2 protein-coding genes are annotated in these 2,346 nt (G+C 36.0%); both read right to left on the reverse strand.

Annotated features, from left to right (window positions below; translation table 11 throughout):
* Nucleotides 1-656: hypothetical protein (locus tag PX700_RS21820; RefSeq protein ID WP_479521925.1), on the reverse strand; the 656-nt coding region annotated here is incomplete at its 3' end.
* Between the two features lie 84 nt (nt 657-740).
* Nucleotides 741-1,808, reverse strand: a complete 1,068-nt coding sequence (locus PX700_RS21825; protein WP_479521926.1) for a porin — start codon at nt 1,806-1,808, stop codon at nt 741-743.
* Nucleotides 1,809-2,346: the final 538 nt, after the last annotated feature.

A 2,346-nucleotide genomic window follows, 5' to 3' on the forward strand; every position in this document is an offset into this window, starting at 1 on the left:
AAAGCCCACTCAGTGAATCGTTCTTGTTCAACAGGTGTCGCTTCATCAAACCAATACTTGGTCATTTCTACAGGTTTTGTTTCTTCTGCAGTATGAGAAATGTGTTTTTCTTTAATCGGATTATCTAAATATACGCTTCTTTCATTTACAATAGCTTGAAAATAACCAGCAGGAATAGTAAAAGAAAGTTTATTTGAATTATTAGGTGTTTTTACAGTATATGTAAATCCATCTTTAGTAGATTTTTGAATATCATCATTATCAATTGGAAAAGTAAAATATTGAGTAACAGAGCAATGCTCAGAGCAAATTGATGATGATACTTTATATGCATCAAGCGGATAATCTTTGCCATTGTATCCAACATGAGTAAATTCATCATAGTTTTTAAAATAACTAAGTTGTACTTTGGCAAAAGAATCAGGTGTCTTTTTATCATTTTTAGCGTAATTAGCAACAACATAGGTCGTGTTTTTTAAGGTATTGCTCCCTCCAACCGTTACGTCCTCAGGTGTCACTTTCTTTGCAACAACAGAAACATAATTATACTTTTGATTAACCTCACTTATTGCATCATCAAAGCCGTCATCAACAGAAAGAGTTGAGCATCCTCCTAGTAGTAGTGAAAAACAAACTATTGAGTATTTATTATACATACATCTTTCCTTGTATAGCGCTGAAATAAATAAACGCCAGTCAATGACTAGCGTTTAATAAACATAGAATCAATTATATAATTCTTAGAAACCGTATTCGATACCAACACGAACAACCATTGTATCTTGTTGGATCATATCACCAGCAGCTGCAAAGCCATCTTTTGATGCTTCACCTGCATAACTACGTGTATCTCTCATTGCTACACGAACGTATGGTACAAAACCATTATGAACATACATTAATTGACCAGAAACAATGCTATCGGCATCATCTTGTGCTGAGCCATTCAGTTCTGATTCTAGGTTAGCCGTATAACCAACTTTCGCACCCCATGGGCCATTCCAGTACTGACCAATTAAAGAGTAAGAGTCTTGAGTGTGCTTATCTGCACCATCTTTACTCTCGCCTGATTTAAATGCACCAGAGATACCAAAACCAGCAGGTAAACTCGCTTCAAAACCAACTAGGTAACCAAATGTATCCGCATTAGTTCCATTGTATTTTTTACCGCCTTCAAGGCCAGCGTGGAATGTAACAACTTCAGCTAAACGATAGTGTGCACTCGCACCCGAGAAATTAGAACCTTCTACGTTAGTTTTACCACGACCAGTAGCTAAGCTGAATGAAAAGTCACCGAATGCTGGTGAGTCGTATCGAGCCATGTCGCCTTTACGATCGTAATTAAATTTAACATCACCACCCCAGTCCCAAGAGGCACCTAAACCTGGGTTTGCATAAGGCCAATCGATAATTTCATACATTGGCGTCAACATACGACCGAAACGTACTTTACCCCAATCACCACCAAGACCTATGAACGTGTCACGCCCGCCAAAAGTAGAGCCTGTGCCATCTTCACCAACATAACCAGATTCAACTTGCATGAACACTTCTAGGTTATCAAACATTTCTTTACCAGCACGGAAACCAATTCTCGATTCATTTTCGTAATCGTAACCAGTTGTACCATCTTGCTTGGTATTTTGAGTTTCATTTTTTTTATCTACATCATAATGAACCCACGAAATCGCAGCTACACCATAAACTTCAACACCAAAATCGTTATTTTCACCGATTTCATAAGCGTTTGCTGAACCAGCTACTGAAGCCGCTGCAATTACAGCGCTTAAAAGTGTTTTCTTGAACATAGTCATAATTCCTTCATTTAACTAATATAAGTAATACATGGATATTTAAGTTGGTCGCCGAAATGAACCATGCACTAGATTTGTTGTCTGGAGTAGACTATGACAATGTTTTTTCACAAAGAAAATATAGTTATGTTTTTTGAGTGACGAAGTTCAAAACTCAGAACTTATAAAAAAATATAACATTTAAAAATCAAAAGGTTAACGATAATCGAAAATAAAACCTACTGGTTAAAAATAAAGCAAAAGAGATCGAAACCTCAAAAAAAGTATACATAAGGCTAAAATAACTGAACCTAGATCACATTGCTTTTAGTGTTAATTAGATCTATTTATTTTAATTTAAAAAAAAGTGCGAACTAAGTCGCACTTGATATTTTACGCAAATTAATAAACCACTGAAAGCTATGACCGATTTAATAGCCAAGTTAAGATCTGTGCTCTGTCTTCTGTTGAAGCTTTCTCGTACCAATAGCTCAACATCTCTAATGATTTAGATGAGGTAGTTAATTTACTGTTTACTGTCTTGCGGTTAGCA

The sequence above is a fragment of the Pseudoalteromonas sp. TP27 genome, assembly GCF_056470645.1.

Bases quoted from the DNA above. Each gene is read 5' to 3' on its own strand.
- PX700_RS21825 (WP_479521926.1), bottom strand. From the start codon at position 1,808: ATGTTCAAGAAAACACTTTTAAGCGCTGTAATTGCAGCGGCTTCAGTA.